Genomic DNA, 20,311 nt, shown 5'->3' with positions numbered 1-20,311 from the left:
GCGCCCGTCAGCCCGCCCGGCCCCTCAGCCCCACGTGGTCAGCTCGGCCACGAAGTCGTCGTACGAGCGGTTCTTGCCCTGTGGCTTGGCGAGCAGCCCTCGCTCGTACGCCGCCTTCGCGATTAACGCGCCGTCGCTCTCGCGGAAGGTGGGCGAGCCGATCTTGGTCTTCAAGGTCTCCTTGGGGTCCTTGAGCATCCCCGTGTCGTTGCCACGCAGCTGCGCCGGCACCTTCCAGCGCGGACGGACGTGTGGAAACGCGCCAGGGAAGAGGAGTAACCACGCCTCCGACTCCCAGGCCGCCAGAGCGAGTGCCGCATCGCACGGGCTCTGGCGCGAGAGCTCTTCGGACAGTGTCTTGCGTACGGTGCGGTAGCGGTTGTCCGTGAAGCCGTCCAGGTCTTCGTGGATGGCGAAACCGACCAGCGGGCCGCGCTGCTGGAGCGCCTTGCCCTTGGCCTTGCCGACCAGCGTGCTCACCGCCGTGGCGAGTTCGCGTCCGGTCTTCTTCTTCAAGCGCACCGGGTCGTTGATGCGCACGATCTTCGCCGAGCCCAGGTTCGGGTGGTGCTGGCGGATGATCGACGCCAGGATGTCGCAGTCGTTGGCGTCCTCGCCCGCGAGCACGATGACGCCTCGGCCCTGGCGGGGGATGAGCGGTGCCCTACGGCTCACAGTTCACCGCCGGTGAGGTCGCCTCCGAGTACGCCGGAGAACCACAGTTCACCGAGCGGCTGGTCACCGGACTCCTCGACGATGGCGTGCACCTCGTCCGTGGTGAGGGCCGGGATGATCGAGGCCCCGTCCTCGTCGCGGTCGCAGACGATGAACTCCTCGGGTTCCAGTCGGTCCACCAAGGCGGGGGAGTGGGTGGCGACGAGGAACTGGCTGCGTGTGGAGGCCTCGCGGAGTCGTTCCACGATCAGTTCCAGGGCCTGGGGGTGCAGTCCGTGGTCGATCTCCTCGACGCAGGTGAGGGCCGGCGGGTCCGGGTCGTAGAGCATGGCGAGGAGGCCGAGCAGGCGGACGGTTCCGTACGAGGCGTCGGCGAGGGGGGTAGGCCGGCGCAGGCCCCGCTCGCGGAGGATGACGGTCACTTGGTCGGCGGAGCCGCCGAGCCTGGCGAACTCGATGTCGTCCAGCTGGGGCAGCACGGTCCGCGCGTCAGCTACCAGGTCCTGCCAGGTCTCCTCTGCGGAGCTGAGGTAGTAGAGGAACTCCGCGAGGTTGTCCGCATCGGGTGAGAGATCAAAGAAGCGGCTGCGGCGAAGGCGGGCAGGAAGTCGCGCGGCGGGTACGTCGACGTCGAACACCCGGAACGTGGAGAGCTGCTGGGCGACCTTGGAGACCTCTTCGCCGCCGTCCGAACTGGCCAGGCGCGGCAGGGTGGACAGCCCACTGCTCAGCCGCTGGATGCCGAAGCTTCCGCTGTCGGACTCCTTCCCGGCCCGCTTGTCGACGACCTTGGCTTCCTCGCCGGAGACGGTGATACGACGACCGCGTCCTTGCGTGCGCTTGAACTGGAAGCTCTCGATCCGGGACAGGCTGTAGGCGTCCTCGCTGCTGCGGAGCTTGCGGCGGCGGACGGTGAGCTCGTACTCGTCGGGTGCGTTGACGCTCGCGTGAGTCGTCCAGGTCGCCTTGAGCCGGATCGACATGGACGTGGGCGGCTTGGGACCACCCCAGAACGCGACCTCGTCGAAGCCGCCGCGTGCGTCCAGGGCGGGCTGGAGGTCGGTGCGGATGATGTCCGAGAGCAGGTCGAAGACCTTCAGCAGGTTGGACTTGCCGACCCCGTTCGGCCCCACCAGGACGGTGAGGGGGCCGAGGGGGACGGTCACGTCGCGGAGGCTGCGGAAGTTCTCCACGTGGAGTTCGAGCAGACGGCCGGGCATGGTCGCGAACCTATCGGGTGAGTGGGGCAGCGGTCATGTCATTCCGAGACGGGCGTGCTTTCCGGGGTGAGGGCCGGCTCGGGCGGGGACCAGCGGCCGGCGGCGATCTCGGCGTCCAGGCGGGCCTGGAAGTGCGCGTGGGCGGCGCGCATCTCGGTTTCGCGGTCTGCCTTGTAGAAGGGGGCGGTGTAACCGGCAGGGGGCGGGGTGGTGGCGGGGGAGGCCAGGTGGTCGAGGAGGTCGAGGTAGTCCTGCTTTGTCTGACCATGGCCGTAAGTGTTGAAGTCGGCTGCGATCTTACGGCCATTCGCGTCGAAGTACGTTGCCGACTCGTAGTCGTACAGCTGTGGGTAGCGGGACTTGAAGATCGCGATGAGCTGGTCTGCGGAGATTCCGAGCCACAGAGATACCAGCGCATCAAGTTCTACGAGAGCGGCGCGTCGCTCGTACTCAGTGCGCAGAGGGGTGGTGTACTCCCAGGTTTTCTGGAGATTAAATGCGAGGGGCTCCAGGCGGGGCCAATTAGGGTTTGCCCAGTCCTCGTAGCCTGCCCAGTGGGGATCGAATAGTTCTGCCCAGAGGGGGGCGAAGTGCGAGGTTAGGGCGTTGAGACGGAGAGTCCGGAGCAGAAGAGCGGCAGCGAGGGGGTGCTGGGGGTCGGGGGCGGGCATCTTACGGGCATCGCTGGTTAGGAGGTGCGAACGGCCGGTGATTCGCAATAGGTAGTCGAGTGGTAGCGCTGCCCAGAATCCAGCGTTGAGAGCGGTCAAATGATTCCCTGCCAGGGCTGTGGAGCTGACTGTGAAAAGATGAGCCGGACCCGGCGGGATTAGAGTGGCCTGCAGGCTACGGCTGGTATGCAACGGGATCATGACGCGCCAGGCCAGCCGAAAGTAAGAGCTATATGGTTTGCCAAGCCATGATTCCTGAGCTTTTAGATAGGTGGCTTGGTCGGTGGCCCGGACGTAGTTTGTTGTCGGGACGTATTCTTCGTCGAGTTCGGTCGCTGAAAACGAGTCCCAGTCCCTGTTGCTTCGGCAGGGGATCCTCGGCGCCTTCGAGAAGGGAAGCGCCAAGGCGAAGTGGGGGCCCTGAAGGACAACATCCGCTAGCTCGGGGACGGTTTGATTGCCCCAGCGGATTAGACCGTCCTTCTTGGCGTTCGTTTCATGGTACCCACTTGAGAGCATCGGTTGATAGTCGCCCAGGCTGGTGCCGTAGGCAGCCAAAGCCTCGATTGCCCCTTGCTCGCCGACGAGTACTGGATGCAGCAGTGGAGTTTGCGCTGCGCCCCCAACTGAACCCGTCAGTGCCTGCCAACTAGCGAGTAGTGCAGTATTCACATGCACTACTCGCTCGCGGTGGGGTCGGATGTCCCATGAACCGTTGTGCTTGATGCCAGGTGTCGAACCTTGTCCGTCATGGGCCAACGAATCGGGCAGGACCTGAGCGTCGCGAAGCTCGCTAACGTGCAGAAAGCTTGGCTCTCGCGGCGCACCGTAGATATGCATGCCGAATTGCTGGGCGCGGTCTAGGTCTTCAAATGCCCAGTTCGCAGAGTTTACAAAATGGGCGTGGATCCGAAGGTGTCGATACGTCGCAGCCCGGATAAGCCCTTCGCGTGCCCCCGCCAAGTGGGTATCCGGGTGAATCAGCCCTGCCGTGCCCTGCGATGCGATGTTCTGCCACACACGCGCCATGAAGGCCCGATAGAGATCGCCTTGGGTACCGACAAGGAGCGGATACACGGAGGTGCTTCCAAGCACGGCGACTGCCCCTGCATGCGTGGCTAGTTCATCGAGCAGGGAACCTTGGCCGCCCGTGTACGTGCCCAGCACATCGTCTTTGCGTAGACGCCAATCTTTCGCGCTAGGCTTTTCCGCCAGCACGAACCAAGGCTCCAGCTCCGCCAGAACCAGATCCTCCTGCCACTTCGGCCGCACCCAAGGCGGATTCCCCACCTGCAAGTCGTACCCACCGCGCGCGAACACCTGCGCGTACTCCAGCTCCCAGTGGAAGAACCCCTGCCGCGCCGCCACATCCCCCGCAACCGCCACCCACGGGAACCGGTTCTCCAGCCAGTGCGCCCGATCCATGCCCATCAGCTCGGGCAGCGCGTCCTCGTACGGTTCCAGCTCGTCCAGCGTCGCGAACGACGCCACGAGTGAGTCCGACGGGACCCCCTGCGTGCCCAGCAGCGACTCCGCGAAGTCCAGCCAGTCCTCCAGTGCCGCCAGTGGTATCACCGGCCGCCTCTGCTCCCGGATCTGCTCCTTCCGGCGACCCGTACCGCGTCGCCGCTCCACTGACTCCCGGGTCAGCTCACGCGAGTCCGTGGTCTCGCCGAACAGGTCGTCCGTCTCCCAGGACATGAGCACCCCGGACTCGTGGTCCGCCGTCACGCCCGCGACCTCGGCCGGCCGTGCGTACTGCTCGGCCGAGCCGTCCAGCAGCGCCGCCTCCTGCACCGGCCAGAACCACAGCGCGCACCACGTGTCCATCAGCGTCTTCAGCCGCCAGTACGGGGTGTCCACCGCCTCCAGGTCCGCCAGCACCTTCTCCCTTTGCACCGCGACCTCGGGCGACCGCAGCCAGCCCTCCTCCGCGCCCCACACGTCGATCCGGCGCGAGATGTCCCGCTCCGAGATCTCCAGGCGGCGCACCACCAGGCCCCACAGGTACTCCGCCCGCCGCGCGAGCCCCTGCAACCGTGCCGTCTGCTTCGCGCTCGGGGACTTCGTGATCGCCTTCCGCCACGCGCCCAGCGCCTTCGCCGCCTCGGGCGCCAGCGCCTTGGCCTCCTTCTCGGCCGCGACCGCGCCCCACTCCTTCGCCGGGAGCAGGAAGTGGTGCACCGCCCCCTCCGGGAGCTCCGCACCGGTCACCGCGTCCGCCAGCGGGAAGCGTTCCGGGGTGGTGCCCAGCCAGCCGCCCTTCTTCAGGCGCTCCGGGCCGTACACCTCACGCCGCCCGCCGATCAGGGAGTTGCCGCGCCGCAGGTGGAGGCCGAACCAGGGGGCCTCCATGCCGGGGTGCATCGTGTTCAGCCACAGCGACACCTCGGCCAGCTCCACGGCCGTCTCGTTGAGGTCGACGCCGTAGGAGTTGTGCAGGGCGATGTACGCCTTGGCCTTCTGGAGCTCCTGGGCGTACTTCTCCGTGTCGATCGCGACGCCCAACTCGTCCTGACGGCGCCGCAGATACTCCGCCGCCACCTGGTTGATCGCCTCGTTGAGGAACGCCCCCGAACCCAGCGCCGGCTCGCAGATCTTCCAGTCCAGCATCTCCCGTGCCGGAGTCACCGTGTCGTCCTGGTCCAGGCGGTGCTGGAGCGCCAGCTGGACGGTGACCTTGGTCAGGGACTCCGGGGTGTAGTACGACGCCGAGGTCTGGCGGTCGCGTCCCGAGAGGCGGTACACGAACGAGCCCGGCGCGTGCCGGATGCGCCGCTCCTCGCCGGTGTACTCGTCGCGCTCGCGTACGTACACGGAGTCGGCGTACTCGTCGGCCCGTGAGGACGGGACCAGCCAGGAGCCGTCCTTCGGGTCGCCGTTCTTCGCGACCTCGTACAGCTCCTCGCCCGCGACGAAACCGGAGTACGACATCAGGCCCTCGTACACCGCGCCCAACTGGTTGATGCCGAGCTGAGCGTACGAGATGAAGCCGCCGCGCTCCTTGCGCTTGCCACGCGTGAGCATCAGCAGGCGCAGCACGCGGTACAGGGTGGCGTTGCGCAGGCGGGTGTCCAGGAAGCGCTCCGAGCCGGGCTCGTCTGCGTCGTGGCGGGGGTCCGGGACGGCCCGCTCGCCGATCAGCTTGATGGACTCCTGCTCGAACAGCTTGGAGTGCAGCGGCTCGAAGCGCAGGCCCAGGTCCTCGGACGCCTTCTCCGCAGGGGACGAAGGTGCCCCGTGGGTGCGGCGCGGGCGGTAGCCCTCCTGCACCTTGCGGAAGAGCAGGTCCAGGGACTCGTACAGGTAGAAGCCGCGGCGGGACTTCTCGTCCACCAGGTCCTGTTCCGCGACCAGGTCGCCGAGGCGGGCCAGGCCGTAGCCCTGCTGGTACTCGGGGTAGTCGGAGGGCAGGATGCCGAGCTCGGGGCGCGCCTCCGCGTACAGCAGGAAAAGGATGCGGTAGAGGAAGCGCAGCGACTCGCGGGTCAGCTGGCGGCCGAGCTCCGGGAGTTCCTTGACGTCCTCCGGGCGGACGCCCTGATCGCGCAGGCGCTCCAGGACCTCGTTGGCGATGAGCTCGACGCTGATGCGCAGGCCGTCGCGGAGTTCGCTGGACACGCCGACCGCATGCTTCGTCGACTTGTCGACCAGTCCGGCGAGCGGGTTCTCGCCGCCCTCCTCCGGTGTACGGAGCGAGTCGGCGCCGAACAGGGCCGCCACGGTGTCGAGCTCGCCACCGGCCTTGGTGTCGTTGCGTTCCAGGGCGGCGTCCAGGGACACTGCCAGGTACCGGCCCTCGCCCCAGGCCGCACGGTCCGCGAGGACGACGACACCGCCGACCAGCAGCAGGACATAGCGAGGGGCGTCCTCGCAGGCGAAGAGGAACGAGGCGAGCTTGGAGCCCGTCGTCACCCGGTGCTGGCCGTCCAGGACCAGCTGTTCCAGCAGACGGCCGGGACCGTTCGGGTCGAGGGCGGCGTCCGGTTCGGCGGACCAGCCGCAGTCCAGGGCGACGAGGCCCTTCTCGAAGTGGGCGACCCGCACCTCGTACGACTGCTCCGCCCGCTCCACGGTGATGGTGCGCGGCTTGGCGTCGAAACCGAGGGCGCGCAGGACGTCCGCGTTCAGTGCGCGTACGCGCTCCCGCCACTCCGGGGACGCGTATGTGACGGCGTCGTCGTCACTCGCCGAGGCCGTCGTTGAGGACTCCGTGGCGTCGTGTTCCTCGCCGAGGGCGAAGTACGAACGGGCCCGGAAGTACGGGCGGCGCAGGGCGCGCAGCCCGGCGCGGGGCGTGACCGGTAGCGCGTCGGCGGCCGGCTCAGCCTCGGCGCCGGATGCCTCTGCGGCGGCCTTCAGCGCCTCCGCCGCCTCGTCCTCGCGCTGCTTCCACTCCGCGAGCAGCCCGGACTTGAGGTCCTTGGGCAGTACCTCGGCCAGATAGTGGGCGGAGAAGTACTCACCGCGGTTCATCAGGGAGTCGTACGTCATGAGTCAGAACCTTCGCGGGAACGGGAGGCGGAGGGAAGAAGGGGCGATGACCGGCGTGCGGAGGCCGGCGTGACGGCGGGGTTCATGACGCCGTCGGCGCCAGGACGGCCAGCACCCGCAGCATCGGGCGGCCGGTGGTGAGGAGCGAATCGGCCAGCGAGGCGAGCCGCTCCTTCGCGTGGTCGCCCGCGAGTGACGCGCCGCCCTCCGCGAGGGTCGGCTGCTTCCACTCACCCAGTCGCAGCTTGTACTTCTCGATGGGCTCGCGCAGCGGCTCGTCCCAGGCTTCGCGGTGCTCCTCCAGGAACGTCTCCGCGGCGTGCAGGACGTCCGGGACCGCCTCGCGCAGGCGTGCGGTGTCGTGCGCCTGCATCGGGTTGGCCATCGACGGGCCCACTCCGGCGCGGTGCAGGACGGCCACCATGTCGTCGTCGACCGAGCCGTCACCGGTGACGGCCATCCACTTGACGACGGTCGGCCGGCCGAGCGCGTTGGAGTAGATGCCCTGGACGAGGTACGTCGCCCGGTCGACCGCCGCCGTGACGACCGGCGCCTCCTGGCGGTTGAGGCGTACCAGAACCTTGTCGGTCAGCCACTCCACCACCGGGTGCAGCTCCGTGAGCAGCGAGATCTCCGGCCAGCTCGACGTCGAGGACTCCCGGGCCCGCTGAAGGGAGTGCTCGGCCAGGCGGCGGTTGAGCGTCACCAGGAGGCGTTCGCGCAGACGCTGCTCGCGCACGTAGTCCAGCGGGAGAGCCTTCATACGGTGGACGAGATCGGCGGGCGGCCGGAACGAGATCAGGCCCGACTCCTGGTCCATGGACAGATCCAGCCGGTCCTGCGCGTCGGGGAACACCTCGCGCAACGCCTCGTCGAAGAACTCACGGGTGGAGGTGAACAGCCGGGGCACACGCGCCTGCGGCACGCTTCCGCCGCCGTGCCCGGCCTGCGTGGGATCCGTACGGTCCGAGTCCGCGTGAGTCTCGTCCCCCACCGAACCGAAGAAGTCCGCCAGGAAGTCGTCCATGCCCGCGTCGTCGTCGGCCGAGGAGGCGTTGTGGGCGGCCAGTGACTCGTCGACCGTGCGCCCGCGCAGCAGGTCCTGGATGAGCGACTTCTCCTCGGCCTCCGCGCGGTAAAGCCCGGACACCGCCTCCGCCGTGCCCAGCGCCCGATGGGCCTCGTCCTCACGGTCCAGCAGGCGCTCGGCGACGAGGGTGTCGTCCTTCGCGCCCTCCACCTCACTGGTGAGGATCAGTGCGCGGAACTGCGGCTGGTGTGCCTGGCCGTAACGGTCGATACGGCCGTTGCGCTGCTCGATGCGGATCAGCGACCACGGCACGTCGTAATGGATCAGCTGGTGGCACTGGCGGTGCAGGTTGACACCCTCGGAGGCCACGTCACCGGTGAACAGCATGCGTACGGGGGTGTCGGCGAGACCGAAGTCCTCCACGCACTGCATCTGCTGCTCGTCGGAGAGCCCGCCGTGCATGACGCGGGCGGCTGCTTCGGCGGCCTTGCCGGTACGGAAGCCGAGCGCGGCCGGCACCACGGTGCGCAGCCACTCCAGGGTCTGCACGCGCTCGGAGAAGACGACGACGCGCGCGTCCGACTTCGGGCCGACCCTGATCGCCTTCAACTGCTCGACGAGTGCGGCGAACTTCGCCGAGTCGGCCTCCGTCATACCGGCCGCGAGTTCGCGGAGCCGATACAGCGCCGCCATCTCGGCCGCCGTGCCCTGGGGGGCGTTCTTCTTCTCCAACGTCTTGATGCGCGCGGCGACGGTCGCCTTCAATGCCGCGTGCGAGGAGAGGAACGATTTGAGGAGCGTGTAGGGGAAGAGGGGGACATCGCTCACCGACGGGCGGCCGTCCGTCGGCAGCCAGACCTCGGCCAGCTCCTCGAAGATCTTCTCCTCCGCCGGGGTGGCGGAGCAGCGTACGGACTGTGAGGGGCCGCGGTCCGCCCACTGTCCCTTCATCTGGTCGCGGACCTCGGGGCTGACCTTCGTACGCCGGATGAAGAGGTGCTTGATGTCCTCGGCGCGGTAGTTCTCCGCGTCCCTGATCGCCGCAGGGTCGAGGAGGGAGATCAGCTCCGCGAACGAGCGGGCGTTGCCGTTGTGCGGGGTCGCGGAGGCCAGGATCAGGGCGTCGGTGCGCGGGGCGAGGATCTGGGCGAGCTGGTTGCGCAGGGAGCCCTTGTTGATGAGGTTGTGCGATTCGTCGATGACGACCGCGTCCCAGTTGATCCGCTCCAGGTGGTGCTTGTACTGGTCGGTGTTCTTCAGGGTGTCGACGGAGACGATCACGCGCTTGAAGTACGTGAACGGGTTCCGGCCGGCCGGGATCTCACGCTGGATGCGCTCGATGCCCACCGAGTCCAGGCGGATCAGCGGAATCGCGAACCGGGTCCACAGCTCGTGCTGGAACTGTTCGAGGACGTGCTGCGGGGTGACGACGAGGATGCGCTCACCGCGGCCCCTGCGGATCAACTCCGCGAGGGTCAGCCCGATCTCCAGCGTCTTTCCGAGACCGACGACGTCCGCGATCAGGAGGCGGGGACGCAGGTTGCGGCCGGACAGCGCGAGCTCGGCCGGGCGCTGCTGGTAGGGGAGCGCGTCCATCAGGAACTGGTCCGCCAGCGCCAGACCGCGCTCCGACTGGGGCAGAGCCGTCTTGCGGAGTACCGCTTCCAGGAAGAGGCGCGAGCGGCGGAAGTTCGGTGAGTCGTCGCGTACGAGCTCGGTCTCACGCGGGTCGATCAGCTCCACACGGTCCAGCTCGGTGAAGAAGACCGCCTCCCGGTCGCGTACGAACTCCGAGGCGCCCACGGCCTCGATCCGGGCGCCGTCGTGTTCGGTGCGGGTGGTGGTCCGCACGAGCCACACCTCGTCGCGTACGAGGATCTGGGCGCCCGGCGGGTACTGGGCGTCCTTGTCGCTCGACGTGGTGGTGGTGCTCTGGTCGGCGGTCACCCGCGGCCTCCTGGATGGTGATGGTGGTGTGGCTGTGATGCCAGGGTGCGGTGCTCCCCGCGTCCGTCGGTCAGAACGGGGTCTTCGCGGCATAGGCCTTGCGAAGCTGCTCGGCGGTCCGGCGGGCCTGGGCGGAGTGGCGCAGGGTGCGGGGAGCGGGCGCGCGGCGGCGTGTGCTCGGGGCCGGGGACACCGGCTGTGGCTGTGGTTCCTGTGCGGTGGGAGCGGGCGATTCCACCGTGGGCTCCGGCAGTTGTGGTGCGGGCTCGGCAGCGGTGATCGTGTGCAGCTCCGCGAACGGCACCGTCGGCGGCACGGTGGGCGCGGGCAGGGGCTCGGGGGCGACGTTGTGCGGTGCGGTACTCGCCGTGTACGCGGTCAACTTGCGGCGGGCCTGCGCCACCTTCATGCCCTGGGCCTCGATGACCGCCCTGCAACGGCTGACCACCTCGGGAAGTGCCGGTCGCTCCGTGGGGTCCTGGGCGAGCATCGCCGTGAGCAGCGGGGTGAGCTCGGCGGGGAGGCCGCTGAGGTCGGGGAGGGTCTTAGGGTCTGTCGTCTGGTGGAAGACCATGAGCGGAGTCGCCCCCTGGTACGGGTAGTGCTCGGTCGCCGCGTACAGGAGCAGGGCACCGAGCGCGTACACGTCGACCGCGCCGGTGAGCGGCTTGACGCCGGCCGCCTGCTCCGGGGCCATGCAGACAGGGGTGCCCACCACCTGGTTGGGCGCGGTGAGTGACACGTTCGACTCGGCGAAGACGGCGAGCCCGAAGTCGATGACCTTGGGTCCGTTGGGGCCGAGCAGGATGTTCGCCGGCTTGAGGTCGCGGTGCAGCAGCCCCTGGGTGTGCACCGAGGCCAGCGCCTCGGCGAGCGTCGCACCGAGTGAGGCGACGAGGAGCGACGGCAGGGGGCCGTGAGCCGTGACGTGCTTGCCGAGATCCGGACCGTCCACGTACTCGGTCGCCAGCCAGGGCTGCTCAGCTTCTGGGTCCGCACCGAGGAAGGCAGCGATACGCGGCCCCCACACCGTCTTGAGGATCTCGATCTCCTGCGCGAAACGCTGCCGCGACTCGGAGTCCACCACGGCCGGCTTGATCACTTTCACGGCCGCCGGCTCGCCGCCCTGCGATTCGCCGAGGAAGACCTGCCCCATACCTCCGTGGCCGATCCGCCCGAGCAGCTCGAAGCCGCCGAGCTCCGCGGGGTCCTCGGGGCTGAGGGGAGTCGTGTGCACGTTGGTCCCTGGTCCTTGGTCCTTGCAGTCGGCCGATCCGTCGAGCGCCATGGTGGCCTGATCAGGCGGATTGTCCGTATGTCCGCATGGATACGGTAATCGATCGGCGGAGACGGGTGGGCCTGATTCGCAGGGCTGGTCCGATGGTCGGCTTCTCGGGCTTACGGCGTCATTGGTGAACTGAGCCACTTTACGCCCGTGCCGCAGGTAATCCTCCGTAAAAACCTGGCACAGAGCCGAGGAATCGAGGCCATGTGCTAGGCATGTGGGCATGCAATTTTCCGCCCCTCTACCCCACGTAGACCTCGCCGAAGCGCAATGGGGGCTGCTCGCGGAGTTGGTCGCCGCTCCCCAGCGCGATCCGGGCAGCAGCACGGCCGATGCGGAGGCTGCCGTCGCGCGAGGGATCGATCCCGGGCAGGTTCAGCGTGATGAGCCGTTGCTGAGCTGGCTGAAGTTGACCGAGCGGCGGGACGGCTGGCTGGGCGCCACCGCTCTCGGGGCCGCCGTTCACTACCGCCGCCTGTACGAGTCGTCGGAACTGCGCCTGAGCGAGGTGGCCCGCATGGTGGAAGAGCACGAGAGGGCGGCGCCGCAGCTCACCCTCGCCGTTCGGCGGCTTGCTCAGGGAGTCGTCTCGTTCGAGGAGGCCAGGCGAGGGGCGGCGCGGCGCACTGCCTGAGCCTGCCCCAGCTACGTGAGATCGTCAGCCCCGAACAATCCGCCCGTCGGGCGGTGTCGCGGCTTGCGGGCGGTCTCCGAATTGAGCAGCACCCCGGCTGCGGTCAGTTCGGAGTGTGTGGCTACAGGGCCGGCGAGGATGTCTGTGAGGAGTTCGGACTGCGCGCGGCCGAGGTCGGTGAGGCGGCGGAGCACGGAGAGCAGTTCGATCAGTTCCTTGGTCCATTCCGCCGGCCAGTTGTCCACGTGGATGTCGTCCAACGGGCTCGTCCGCTTGCTGGTGGGCTTCGCCTTGCGGTAACCGAACCACTTGTTCACGACCTTCATGCCGCCTACGTGATAGGCCCAGACTGCTTCTGGCACAGGCGCGAAGGCGCCCGCGCCGACGTACAGGGTCTGTGTCTCGGCCTCGTACGTCATGCGCTCCGGAACGCCGCTGCCGATGTGGGTGAGATAGCGAACCTGCCGCTCGTCCCCGGCGGGGAACTCGACTGCCCCGGGTGGGCGGCCGGTGTCGGGAGAGACGAAACGCTCGCCGTAGGTCGAGGCCCATAGGACTTCCCTGCCGAGGAGCACGGCTTTGCGCCACAGCCCCGGTTCGCGGGTCAGTGGCAGGCGTACTCCGGGAGTGAGCAGCTCCTCGGCGAAGCGCTCGGTGAAGGAGCTGTGACCGGTGACGGCGACGGTGTAGGCGGCCAGGTCGGCAGGGGGTATCGGCTCCCCGCCGATCACGTCTGACAAGTGAGCCAGGAGGCCTTGCGCGATGTTGGGTGAACCGTCGGGGTGGAGGATCGGCAGGACACGGCCGCCACGGCCGTTGAAGTGGTGCGTGTCTGGGATGAGGTGGGTGGCCACGACGGCCGGGCCTGAGCCGATCTCATGGGACGACTGCTCGTTGAGGAAGAGCTGTTCGGGCTGGAGCGAGGCCCAGAGGTCCGGGCGTGGGCGATCGAGCACACGGTTGTCCGCGATGAGCCACTGTCTGTCGAAGCTGCGCAGCGCTGTCCGGATCATGTTCGGTCGCAGATGGGATTCCTTCGCGATGGGGAGCGGTCGGTGCGCGTGGCCTGCCAGCGGCTCTTGATCGCCTGTCAGCGTACGGTCCGGCGTGATCTTGAAGAGCTCCGTTTTGCTGGGGAGATCCGCCTCGCGTACGAGACGGGCCCACCGGCGCCGCAAGGTTTCGGGCGACGGGCTGCTGACCCAGGACCGGTTCGCCTTGACGCCCGGACTACCCCACAGGAACACGCTGTCCAGAGCCGGATACTCGTCCCATCCCGACTGTGTCGCGGGAGTGAAGGGCCGCACCCCGTCTGGATGGGTGTCCCGCCAGCCTTCGCCATCCAGCTGGATCCCGCGTAACTGCTCGAACTTCTCGTCGCGTCTGCCCGTCACGGAACGGTAGTGCACCCGAGCCGCGCGACGCCCGGCACTGTCCGACGTGGCCCTGCGTACGAAGACGCAGATGGCCAGAGGCTGAGCGACCCCCGGGAACACCCGTGTGGCGACATCCGCCCGCTGCCCTTCCGGCGAGAGGTTGATGATCCAGCCTTCGTCGCACGTGCGGCGCAGGTATTCCCGCATCCCGCGCCCGCCGGGCCCCGTGGTCCAGCCCGACGGGCTGATGAAGCAGACGACTCCGTGGCGATCCGTCTCGTGGGCGTCGAACACTTTCCAGGCGGCCCACCGCCAGAAGTAGACGTACATGTTCTTGAGCACGTGCTCGTACCGGCCGTTGCCCGGCTGCCGGAAGTCGTCCAGGAGCGGTGCCTCCTGGCCGTCGCCGCGCTTCTCGACCCAGCCGCCACGGTTCTCCGCCTTGTCGTCGTACGGCGGGTTCCCGATCACGACGGTCACCGGTGTGTTTGCCTTGATGCGGTTGGCCCGCCGCCGTGAGGCGGACAGGGCGTCGTACGTGTACAACTGTTCCTCCTCGACGAAGGGGTTGTCGAGGGTGTCGGTCACGAAGAGGTTGAGCCCGCCTTCGGGCACCGGAGTGCGGTGGCGCTTGAGCAGGTCCGAAGCGCGGAGCTCGGCCACGGCGTAGGGGCCCATCTGTAACTCGAAACCGTAGAGACGCGTGGCGAGCCGGGCTATGGCGTCGGGGGTCATCGCGGGGCCGTAGCGGTCGGCGGCCTGCTCGGCCACCCGCTCGATGACCGTGTGCAGATACGTGCCCGTCCCCATGGCGGGGTCCACGATGCGTACGTCGTCCTCACCGAAGCCTGCCTGCTGTCCGAGACGGGTGCGCAACACGTCTTCGGTGAGCCGGACCATCTCCTCCACGACTTGGTGCGGTGTGTAGTAAGAGCCGCTCTTCTGACGCAGAGCCGGGTCGTACACGGTCAGGAAGTGTTCGTACAGGTGGAGGTACGCGTCCCGGTTGCCGGCCCGGATGGCGGGCCAGTTCACGCCTGTGATCGTGCGCTGCAGCAGTTCCAGCGTCACTCGGAAGCGGTCGTTGACGTGGTCCGTGAGCAGTTGGAGCGCCCGGCCCATGAGGGCGTGGTCGGCGTCCAGTCTGCGGCCGATGTCATGGAGCGCGGCATCCCGCACGAGGATGTCGTCGGAGCGTGCGAGCAGGAGCGCGAAGGTCACAGCCTGGGCGTAACCGTCCGCGAACGTGGCGTCGTCGGCCGTGGGGAACAGCAGTCTGCGCCATTCGTTCTTGAGGCCGGTGAACGGCCGGGCCCGCAGGTCGTCCTCCGCGGCGGACGACTTTCGTTCGGCGGCCAACTGCTCCAGTACGGCCGACCGGAGAAGTCTGCACAGAGGGGCGACATGCTGCACCAATCTGGAGACGTTGGAGATCGCCGGGGGTTTCCAGTTGAGGAACACCTTGAGCAGCGCGTCGAAGGCGGCGGGGTCGGCCGGGGCCAAGGCCATGCCCGCGCTCTTCAGGGCGCCGTTGAACCAGACCGTCTCTCCGACCTGCTGGCCATCGCGGAACAGCCGCCACTCGGTGCCGTTGGAATAGAGCACGTTGGGAAGGTTGCGCAGCTTCTCCCACTGCTCTCGGTTGGTCTTGTTGAACGACCCGGGGTCCACGGAGAGGTCGGGCCTCTTGAGCTCGATGTAGCCCGTCAGTTCACCGCCGGCCCGCACGGCGTAGTCGGGCCGGACGCCCAGGTCCGGAAGCGAGTACTCGTCGTGCCAGCTGACCTCGTGCTGCTGCTGCCTTTCTCCGACGGTCTTGAGCAGGGATTCGAGCGGGCCGCGTATCGATGCCTCGGGGCTGCCACCGCCGGACAGTTTGGCCTTCGACGCCTTGCCGAACTCCGACACAGCAGCGATCAGCCAGCCGTACAGCCCCTCTGACATGTGCCCCCCCACGGGTCGAGTCAGCTGCATTGGTCCCCGCTACGTATGGTTGGCGTTCGGATACGCACTGTCAACGGTGCGTCAAGGGTGAGCTGTGCGTGATCTGTCGACCCGGTCGACCCCAGCGCGTCGTGATGCGCAGGCGCTCTCCGTCCCGTGCCCCTGCCGATCTGCGGTCGGCGCGATCCGGTCGGAAGCAGGTGGGAGGGATGCCCGAAGGGACGGTCATGCAGAACAAACGGCGTAGGGCGCGCGGACGCGTGTTGGTGACGGCGGTCGGGGCCGCCACGGTGATCTGTCTGCTGGCCTGCCCCGGTGTCTCCGGCGCGGTGGGCTGGGAGGCAGTGGCGTCCGGATCGGTCGCGGCAGGTCCGTCCCCCGAGGACGTGGAGACGCTCGAACAGGGGGACACGCTTTCCGTCGTAGTTCCCGCCGACGAGACCCTCGGTGCGCCGGCGAGCTCCGCCGAGGTCTGACTCATGGTGCTGAAGCAGGCCGATGTGCTGGACCGGGGCGAATATCTGTCACCGTCGACCGCGGACCCCAGACCGGTTACGTGTGTCTCGAATTCAAGGTCGAGAACTCGGGCAGCACGGAGTTCGACGCGTCCTGCCTGGCGCGAGCGTGTTTGGTCGGGGAGGACGGAGAGGTGGAGAACGTCGACCAGGTCATCGGGACGGACTGCGCCGGGCTCGGGGTGGAGAAGAACAGCTTCCTCGACGAACCGGCCCCCCACCCGGACGAGTTCGTCCATGCCACCACCGTCCTGATGGTCCCCGACGCGAAGCCCGGCACCCTCGAGTTCGCCGATGGGTTCGACCGGCCGTTGTTCAAGGTCGACGTGCCTGTGCCCGGTTCGTCGTAACGGCAGGGCAAGGTCTACGCGGGCGGCCGGGGCGTGGGTGGCGGGGTCAGTGCGCGCACGTACCTGACCTCAGGGACCGTCGCGCCGCGCGCCTCGAAGCTCTCCTCCGTGCCGTCCGGGCGGAAGCCCACGCGCTCGTAGAAGCGGCGGGCGCAGGCGTTGTCCTTGAGGACCTACAGCGTGATGCGCGCGAAACCTTCCGCCAGGGCACGCGCCGTCACCTCGGCCAGGAGCGCGCGCCCGGTACCCGTGCCGATACGGGCCGGGTGGACGTAGAGCGGGTACAGCACGGCGGTGCTGGAGTCGGCGTCCTCGTCGCGGCAGGGGCCGCAGCAGGCCCAGCCCGTCACCGGGGTGTCCGGCGGCCCGGCGACGAGGTTGACCGCGCCGCCCTCCGCCGTGAGGTGCGTACGCCGGCGGTCGGCGTCGGCAGCGATGTCCATCGCGTCCAGGTACGCCTGCGGGATCATCCCGGCGTACGCCCTCTGCCAGCCACGCACCCGGATCTCCGCCACAGCCGTGTAGTCGTCCAGGGTCATGATGCGCACACGTACGCCGGGGGCATGCGGTCCATCCTGCCGTACGCCCCCGGCGTCTGGCCCGGGGTTTCTTCCGGGGCTGTCAGCCTCGGAATCCCAGCAGGCCGTGCAGGGTTTTGCCCCTCGTGTCCGTGGCCGCCTTCGTGGCCGGGGTGGCCTTCGGCTCTGGCAGGGCGTCGCAGAACGCGTCCGCGCCGCTGCCGCCGCCGGTGGGGAGGGTGCCGTCGGTGAGGTAGTCCACCAGGTGCGCGTCCAGGCAGTCGTTGCCGCTGAGGGTGATCCCGTGGTTGCCGCCGCCCTGTTCGACGACGAGCGATGAACCCTTGAGCTTGCGGGCCATCGTCACGCCGCCCTCGTAGGGCGTCGCCGCGTCGTCGGTGGCCTGGAGGATCAGTGCGGGCGGGATCCTGTCGTTGGAGACGCGTACGGGCTTCAGCGGCTCCACCGGCCAGGTGGCGCACGGGGCGTTGTACCAGGTGTTGTTCCATGTCATGAAGGGCGCCTTGCGGTGCGTCCGCCAGGTGTCGTTGCGCCAGGTGTTCCAGTTCCGGGGCCAGCCGGCGTCGCGGCACTGGACGGCCGTGTAGACGGAGTACCCGTTGTCGCCGCTGGTGCCCACGGCCGCGAAGTTCTCGTACGCGGTGGCGAGCGCCTTCTCGTCCCCGTCGTTCACGTACGCGGCGAACGCCCCGGCGAGATGCGGCCAGTAGCCGTTGTAGTAACCGCCGGGCATGAAGGTGTCCTCGAGCTCGCCGGGGCCGACCCTGCCGGCCGCCGGGCGCTCCTTCACAGCGTCCCGCATGCGGTACCACGCGGCCTCGACCGCCGCGGGGTCGCTGCCGAGCCCGTACGTGGCGTCGTGCTTCGCGACCCATGCGGCGAAGGCCTTGTGGCGGGCGTCGAACGCGTGGTCCTGGCCGAGGTTGTCCTCGTACCAGACACCGTCCGGGTCGACCACCGAGTCCAGCACCAGGCGGCGTACGCGCTCGGGGTACAGCTTGGCGTAGACCGCGCCCAGGTAGGTGCCGTAGGAGTAGCCGAGGTAGTTGATCCGCGGCGCGGCGACGGCCCGGCGGATGACGTCGAGGTCCTTCGCGGAGCTGACGGTGTCCATGTACGGCAACAGGTCGCCGTGTTTCTCGCCGCACGCTGCGGCGAAGGACGCCGCCCGGTCACGCGCGGTCCTCTCCGCCTCGTAGGAGTCCGGCACGCTGTCGGGGCGTACGGGCTCGAAGTACTTCGGTACGCAGTCCAGGGCGGGGGTGCTCTTCCCGACGCCGCGAGGGTCGAACCCGATCACGTCGTACTGCGCGGCCAGCTTCGCGGGCAGCGAGCCCGCCACGAAGCCCGCCATGGAGAGCCCGCTGCCGCCGGGGCCGCCGGGGTTGACCAGGAGAGGGCCCTGCGAGGTCTTCGCGGTGTGTGGGATCCGGGAGAGGGCGAGGGTGATCTGCCGGCCCGACGGGTCGTCATGGTCGAGCGGGGTGCGGACGGTCGAGCACTGCAGGGCCGGATACGACTTCGTCCCGCAGCCGGTCCACTTGAGCGGCGCGACGGCAGGAGCCGTTCCGGCGGACGCGGTGGACGACGTGGACGCGGACGACGTGGACGCGGACGGCGTGGACGCGGTGGACGGCGCAGCGGCCACCAGGCCCGCGACCGTGGCGCCGACGGCGACGACCATTCCTGCGCGCTTCGTCATAGGGCCTCCCTTGATGCGGCGATGGGGTTGTGGGGGCACAGCCCCCGCCGCATGCTTCCCAGCCCGGGGTGCGGAAGGACGCAAGGCGTCGAGAGTTGACCCGTTCGGGTCCGGGAGGCCGGTGCGGTCAGAGCAGTGTCAGCTGGGTGGGGCCGGGTGCCTGTCCCTCCGCCCGGCCCGCCGGCGTCGCGCGGTCGATGCGGCGGGCGCCGCCCCGGTCGGCCGGGCCGATGCCGAACTCGGCCGCCAGCTCGTGCACCCGGCGGGTGATACCCCGCTGGTACCAGGTCGGTGCGTACGCCCCGTCCGCGTACATCCGCTCGTAGCGCCGCACCAGGTGCGGATGGTGACGTGCGAGCCACTGCATGAACCATTCACGGGCGCCGGGCCGCAGGTGCAGCACGAGCGGGGTGACCGAGGTCGCACCGGCGGCGGCGACGGCGCGGACCGTGGCGCGCAGCTGGTCGGGGTGGTCGCCGAGGAAGGGGATGACGGGGGCCATCAGCACGCCGCAGCCGATCCCGTTGTCCGCCATGGCGCGGACGACGTCCAGACGGCGCTCGGGGGAGGGGGTGCCCGGCTCGACCGTGCGCCACAGCTCGGGGTCGGTGAAGCCGACGGAGACGGAGACGCCGACCTCGGTGACCTCGGCGGCCTGTCGCAGCAGGTCGAGATCGCGCAGGATCAGCGTGCCCTTCGTGAGGACGGAGAAGGGGTTCGCACGGTCGCGCAGGGCCGCGATGATGCCGGGCATCAGCCGGTACCGGCCTTCGGCACGTTGGTAGCAGTCGACGTTCGTGCCCATCGCGATGTGCTGGCCGTGCCACTGGCGGGAGGCCAGATGGCGGGACAGCAGTTCGGCGGCGTTGACCTTGACGACGATCTGGGAGTCGAAACCGAGACCGGTGTCCAGGTCCAGGTAGCTGTGGGTCCTGCGGGCGAAGCAGTACACACAGGCGTGGGTGCAGCCCCGGTACGGGTTCACCGTCCATTCGAACGGCATGCGGGAGGCCCCGGGCACCCGGTTCACGATCGAGCGGGCCCGGATCTCGTGGAACGTGATTCCCTTGAATTCCGGGGTGTCGAAGGTGCGCGTCGTCACCGCGTCCGCGGCGAAGAGCGCACTGTTCCCTGCCTTTGTGGTGTTTTCTGAAAGATTGTCCCAGCGCATGAGCGCCTCCTTGGTAGCACTCCGCAGAGAATAGAACATGTGTTCCCTTGATCGTGTGCGGCGGAGTTCCGGCCCCGATTTTGAGGGGCCGCCCCCGGGGTGGTTGGCTCAGCACGACCCCGAACAACCGAGTGCTGGAGGAACAGGCATGGCGCAGGTCGAGGCCACGACGGAGCGGATCATCGCGGCGGACGCGGAGACGGTGTTCGACGCTCTGGCCGACTACAAGGAGGTCCGGGGCAAGGTGCTGACCGGGCACTTCAGCGAGTACGAGGTGCGCGAAGGCGGAGACGGTGAAGGCACCCTCGTCCACTGGAAGCTCCAGGCCACGAGCAAGCGGGTCCGCGACTGTCTGCTGGAGGTCACCGAGCCCACGGACGGGCAGCTGATCGAGAAGGACCGCAACTCCACGATGGTCACCACCTGGACCGTCACTCCGGCCGGCGAGGGCCGGTCCAAGGCCGTCGTCACGACCGTGTGGAACGGTGCCGGCGGCATCGGCGGGTTCTTCGAGCGGACCTTCGCGCCCAAGGGACTCGCCCGGATCTACGACGAGTTGCTGCAGAACCTCGCCACCGAGGTCGAGAAGTAACCCTGCTCTCCGCGCTGTTGACGTCACGGCCGGCCTCACCGGAACGAGTGGTTCTCCGGGGTGGCCGGTTGTGCGCCGCAACGCCTCCCACCGGCGCATAAGCCCTCTGCGCGCGCCGTACGCACGCCCGGTCGCGTTTGCCCAGCCTTGCTGGCTGATGCGACAA

General features: G+C 68.6%; 13 protein-coding genes. 4 read left to right on the top strand and 9 right to left on the bottom strand.

Annotated elements, in window-relative coordinates; genetic code table 11:
* Window positions 1-24 precede the first annotated feature (24 nt).
* The 5 genes from ABT001_RS31810 to ABT001_RS31790 form a co-directional block, all read right to left on the bottom strand.
* Complete coding sequence (locus ABT001_RS31810) at window positions 25-675, bottom strand: hypothetical protein (protein WP_351284756.1); 651 nt, start codon at window positions 673-675, stop codon at window positions 25-27.
* Window positions 672-1,895: an AAA family ATPase gene (locus ABT001_RS31805; RefSeq protein WP_351284754.1), complete on the bottom strand. Its 1,224-nt coding sequence runs from the start codon at window positions 1,893-1,895 to the stop codon at window positions 672-674. Before ABT001_RS31805 ends, ABT001_RS31810 begins: the two co-directional genes overlap by 4 nt.
* A gap of 38 nt (window positions 1,896-1,933) precedes the next feature.
* Complete coding sequence (locus ABT001_RS31800; protein WP_351284752.1) at window positions 1,934-7,060, bottom strand: class I SAM-dependent DNA methyltransferase; 5,127 nt, start codon at window positions 7,058-7,060, stop codon at window positions 1,934-1,936.
* Between the two features lie 82 nt (window positions 7,061-7,142).
* Entirely contained in the window at window positions 7,143-10,037 is a 2,895-nt protein-coding gene (locus tag ABT001_RS31795; RefSeq protein WP_351284750.1) for a DEAD/DEAH box helicase, read from the bottom strand.
* Window positions 10,038-10,107: 70 nt separating this feature from the next.
* Entirely contained in the window at window positions 10,108-11,274 is a 1,167-nt protein-coding gene (locus ABT001_RS31790; RefSeq protein WP_351284749.1) for a serine/threonine-protein kinase, read from the bottom strand.
* Between the two features lie 271 nt (window positions 11,275-11,545).
* On the opposite strand from ABT001_RS31790, the gene ABT001_RS31785 reads away from it, so the two are divergent.
* Window positions 11,546-11,956: a hypothetical protein gene (locus ABT001_RS31785; protein ID WP_351284748.1), complete on the top strand. Its 411-nt coding sequence runs from the start codon at window positions 11,546-11,548 to the stop codon at window positions 11,954-11,956.
* Between the two features lie 11 nt (window positions 11,957-11,967).
* On the opposite strand, the gene ABT001_RS31780 is transcribed toward ABT001_RS31785, so the two are convergent.
* Window positions 11,968-15,276, bottom strand: a complete 3,309-nt coding sequence (locus ABT001_RS31780; protein ID WP_351284746.1) for a type ISP restriction/modification enzyme — start codon at window positions 15,274-15,276, stop codon at window positions 11,968-11,970.
* A gap of 209 nt (window positions 15,277-15,485) precedes the next feature.
* Between ABT001_RS31780 and ABT001_RS31775 the strand changes: the two genes are divergently transcribed.
* Window positions 15,486-15,752, top strand: coding sequence for a hypothetical protein (locus ABT001_RS31775; RefSeq protein ID WP_351284744.1), 267 nt, complete (start codon window positions 15,486-15,488; stop codon window positions 15,750-15,752).
* Between the two features lie 80 nt (window positions 15,753-15,832).
* Window positions 15,833-16,141, top strand: coding sequence for a hypothetical protein (locus tag ABT001_RS31770; RefSeq protein WP_351284742.1), 309 nt, complete (start codon window positions 15,833-15,835; stop codon window positions 16,139-16,141).
* 173 nt (window positions 16,142-16,314) lie between these two features.
* Here ABT001_RS31770 and ABT001_RS31765 read toward each other — a convergent pair whose 3' ends face one another.
* The 3 genes from ABT001_RS31765 to ABT001_RS31755 form a co-directional block, all read right to left on the bottom strand.
* Window positions 16,315-16,680, bottom strand: a complete 366-nt coding sequence (locus ABT001_RS31765; protein ID WP_351284741.1) for a GNAT family N-acetyltransferase — start codon at window positions 16,678-16,680, stop codon at window positions 16,315-16,317.
* Window positions 16,681-16,762: 82 nt separating this feature from the next.
* Window positions 16,763-18,382, bottom strand: a complete 1,620-nt coding sequence (locus ABT001_RS31760) for an alpha/beta hydrolase (protein WP_351284739.1) — start codon at window positions 18,380-18,382, stop codon at window positions 16,763-16,765.
* Window positions 18,383-18,509: 127 nt separating this feature from the next.
* Entirely contained in the window at window positions 18,510-19,553 is a 1,044-nt protein-coding gene (locus ABT001_RS31755; protein WP_351284738.1) for an Rv2578c family radical SAM protein, read from the bottom strand.
* A 148-nt stretch (window positions 19,554-19,701) separates the two neighbouring features.
* On the opposite strand from ABT001_RS31755, the gene ABT001_RS31750 reads away from it, so the two are divergent.
* Window positions 19,702-20,145 (top strand): SRPBCC family protein, encoded by a 444-nt coding sequence (locus tag ABT001_RS31750; protein WP_351284736.1) that lies wholly within the window; start codon window positions 19,702-19,704, stop codon window positions 20,143-20,145.
* The last annotated feature ends 166 nt before the right edge of the window (window positions 20,146-20,311 follow it).

Source organism: Streptomyces sp. NPDC002793 (assembly GCF_040295485.1).
Lineage (GTDB): Bacteria > Actinomycetota > Actinomycetes > Streptomycetales > Streptomycetaceae > Streptomyces.
This window is presented reverse-complemented; position numbering and strand designations above follow the sequence as displayed.

Excerpts from the sequence above, each read along its gene's own strand:
- ABT001_RS31805 (WP_351284754.1), bottom strand. The coding sequence starts at position 1,895 with ATGCCCGGCCGTCTGCTCGAACTCCACGTGGAGAACTTCCGCAGCCTC.
- ABT001_RS31800 (WP_351284752.1), bottom strand. The coding sequence starts at position 7,060 with ATGACGTACGACTCCCTGATGAACCGCGGTGAGTACTTCTCCGCCCAC.
- ABT001_RS31785 (WP_351284748.1), top strand. The coding sequence starts at position 11,546 with ATGCAATTTTCCGCCCCTCTACCCCACGTAGACCTCGCCGAAGCGCAA.
- ABT001_RS31780 (WP_351284746.1), bottom strand. The coding sequence starts at position 15,276 with ATGTCAGAGGGGCTGTACGGCTGGCTGATCGCTGCTGTGTCGGAGTTC.
- ABT001_RS31775 (WP_351284744.1), top strand. The coding sequence starts at position 15,486 with ATGCCCGAAGGGACGGTCATGCAGAACAAACGGCGTAGGGCGCGCGGA.
- ABT001_RS31765 (WP_351284741.1), bottom strand. The coding sequence starts at position 16,680 with ATGACCCTGGACGACTACACGGCTGTGGCGGAGATCCGGGTGCGTGGC.
- ABT001_RS31760 (WP_351284739.1), bottom strand. The coding sequence starts at position 18,382 with ATGACGAAGCGCGCAGGAATGGTCGTCGCCGTCGGCGCCACGGTCGCG.
- ABT001_RS31755 (WP_351284738.1), bottom strand. The coding sequence starts at position 19,553 with ATGCGCTGGGACAATCTTTCAGAAAACACCACAAAGGCAGGGAACAGT.
- ABT001_RS31750 (WP_351284736.1), top strand. The coding sequence starts at position 19,702 with ATGGCGCAGGTCGAGGCCACGACGGAGCGGATCATCGCGGCGGACGCG.